This window comes from Mycobacterium sp., assembly GCF_052143115.1.
Taxonomy (GTDB): Bacteria; Actinomycetota; Actinomycetes; order Mycobacteriales; family Mycobacteriaceae; genus Mycobacterium.
The window spans coordinates 1-2,599 of the sequence record NZ_JBKQTQ010000329.1; the positions used below are offsets into that span (position 1 = coordinate 1).

General features: G+C 64.4%; 2 protein-coding genes and 1 pseudogene. 2 read left to right on the forward strand and 1 reads right to left on the reverse strand.

Annotated features, from left to right (window positions below):
* Positions 1–103: 103 nt before the first annotated feature.
* The gene (locus ACLQI9_RS31915) at positions 104–1,192 is read right to left on the reverse strand and encodes an IS630 family transposase (protein ID WP_442368016.1); all 1,089 of its coding nucleotides are present in this window, start codon (positions 1,190–1,192) and stop codon (positions 104–106) included.
* A gap of 135 nt (positions 1,193–1,327) precedes the next feature.
* Between ACLQI9_RS31915 and ACLQI9_RS31920 the strand changes: the two genes are divergently transcribed.
* Both ACLQI9_RS31920 and ACLQI9_RS31925 read left to right on the forward strand, forming a co-directional pair.
* Entirely contained in the window at positions 1,328–2,086 is a 759-nt protein-coding gene (locus tag ACLQI9_RS31920; protein WP_442392794.1) for an MBL fold metallo-hydrolase, read from the forward strand.
* 320 nt (positions 2,087–2,406) lie between these two features.
* Positions 2,407–2,599, forward strand: a pseudogene (locus tag ACLQI9_RS31925) (carboxymuconolactone decarboxylase family protein); the annotation flags it as partial.

The following is a 2,599-nucleotide window of genomic DNA, read 5'->3' on the forward strand; positions in this document are numbered from 1 at the left end:
GCGGGCCTTGCGTTTACGCAACCACGCCGCCAACCGGGCAGCCCCGGCGCGGCGCAGCCCATCGGGGGTTTGATACCCGGAGAGCAAGATCAGCGCGGCCTTGCTAGTGTCCCGCACCGTTAATTCGTTTCATTAACCGTCCGATTGCTTCGAGGATCTGTTCGGCGGTCTTGGTCCACACGAACGGTTTTGGGTTCTCGTTCCAACTGTCGACCCAGGTACGGATGTCCTTCTCGAGCGCTTGGACGCTGCGGTAGTCGCCCCGCTCGATAAGTTGGCGGGTGAGTTCGGCGAACCAGCGTTCGACTTGGTTGATCCAGCTGGAATAGGTGGGGGTGTAGTGCATGTGGAAGCGGGGGTGGTTGTCTAGCCAGGCCTGCACGGTGGGTGTCTTGTGGGTGCCGTAGTTGTCGCAGACCAGGTGGATGTCGAGGTGGGCGGGGACCTCGGCGTCGATCTTGGCGAGGAACTTGCGGAACTCGATCGCGCGGTGACGACGACGCAGCGCGGAGATCACGGTGCCGTCGCTGGTGTTGAAGGCGGCGAACAAGCTGGTAGTGCCGTGCCGCACGTAGTCGTGGGTGCGTTTTTCGGGCATGCCCGGCATCATCGGGAACGCGGGCTGGCTGCGCGCCAGGGCCTGGATCTGGGACTTCTCGTCCACGCACAGCACCACCGCGGACTCGGGCGGGTCCACATACAGCCCGACGATGTCATAAATCTTCTCCACGAACAGTGGGTCGTTGGACAGCTTGAACTCGTCGGCTCGATGCGGCCGCAGATCGAATGCCTTCCAGATCCGCCCAATGGTGGACTTGGACAGACCGCTGCGTTCGGCCATCGATGTGCGCGACCAGTGCGTGGCATTCTTCGGGGTCGATTCCAGGGTGGCGACCACGACGTCTTCGACCTGGTCGGCGGTGATCGAGGCCGGCCGCCCGGGCCGCGGGTCATCGACCAGCCCGTCCAGGCGTGCCTCGACGAACCGGCGCCGCCACTTGCCGACCGTGGGCTGCGACACTTGCTCGCGCGCCGCGACCTGCTTGTTGGTCAGGCCCTCGGCGCAGCCCAGCACGATCCGTGACCGCAATGCCAGCGCCTGCGAGGACTTGCGCCGCCGCGCCCACCGCGTCAGCGTCTTGCGCTCCTCCTCGGTCAACACCAGTTCGGCCTTCGGTCGTCCACCCGCCATACGTGAATCATCCCACGCACCAACGTGATTCGTGCTGGAACCGCGCCGAATCCCGACCATTACAGTTATGTAACGAATTTCTGATGCAGAACGCTAGCCACGCCGTTTCAAATCCCGCCGACTAAACTGCCGACAATGACACCGGTAGCGACGGCGGTAACCGATCATGTGCACTTGGTGCAAGGCTACGCAGCGAACTGGCTGATTATCACCGGCGGCGACGGCGTCACGCTGATCGACGCCGGGCTTCCCGGCGATCGCGACGACGTGCTGGCCTCGCTATCCGACCTCGGGTTCGGCGTCGACGACGTGCGCGGGATCGTGCTGACCCATGCCCACGTGGACCATCTCGGCTCGGCGATCTGGTTCGCGAAAACTCAAGGCACACCGGTTTATTGCCACCGCGATGAGGTCGGACACGCCAAGCGCGAGTACCTGCAGCAGGCGTCGCCGTTGGACATCGCAGCCAACCTCTGGCGCCCCAGCTGGGTGACCTGGACCGCCCACCTGGTGCGCAACGGCGGGTTGAGCCGCGAGGGCATTCCGACCGCGCAGGCCCTCACTGCCGATGTTGCTGCAATGCTGCCGGGCCAGCCCAAACCTATTCCCACGCCCGGCCATACGAGCGGGCACTGCTCCTACATCGTCGATGGCGTGCTCGCCAGCGGTGATGCCCTTATCACCGGGTTTCCCACGTGCCGTCGGAAAGGCCCGCAGTTTTTGCCGACGCTGTTCAGCCACAACCAGGCCGGCTGTGAACGCAGCCTGGCAGTGCTGGCGCCACTGGAGACGGAGGTCCTCGCACCCAGCCACGGGCCGCTGTGGCGTGGCCCGATCCGCGACGCGGTGGCAGAAGCATTGCGATCGACCGGCGCCGCGCGGTCCGATCCCTAATGCGTCGGAGCGAACTTTGATCCGGCCGGACCCGGCAACACCCAATCGTCGTTGTCCATCACCGTATTCAAGGAGCGTTGTTCGGGTGCGGTCGTCGGCGCGAAGGCCCGTCAGGCAGCGACATCCGACAAGAATCCGACCAAGTACGACGGGTGCCGCCCGTGGCGTTGGCACGCACCGGCACTTCACGAACAACCAACCCCCACAAAGACTTTCCGTGAACGACCCCGGCTCGTTCGGATTGCACAGATGACTGCTGGCCGCTAGGTTATATGGGTGGCCGTAATCGTCGAGGGCTCGCCGTATCTGGTGCGGCGCGGATGAGCACGCCCTCACGCATCCCGTCGGGCGGATTCCGTGAGCTCGGGCCTATCAACTGGGGGATCAGCAAGCTGGGCGCGCGTGCGATTAGGGCCCCGGAGATGCACCTACTCACCATCTTGGGCCAGAACAGGCGGCTGTTCTTGGCGTGGCTGCCATTCCAGGGTGCGTTGTTGATGTTTGGCAAGATGC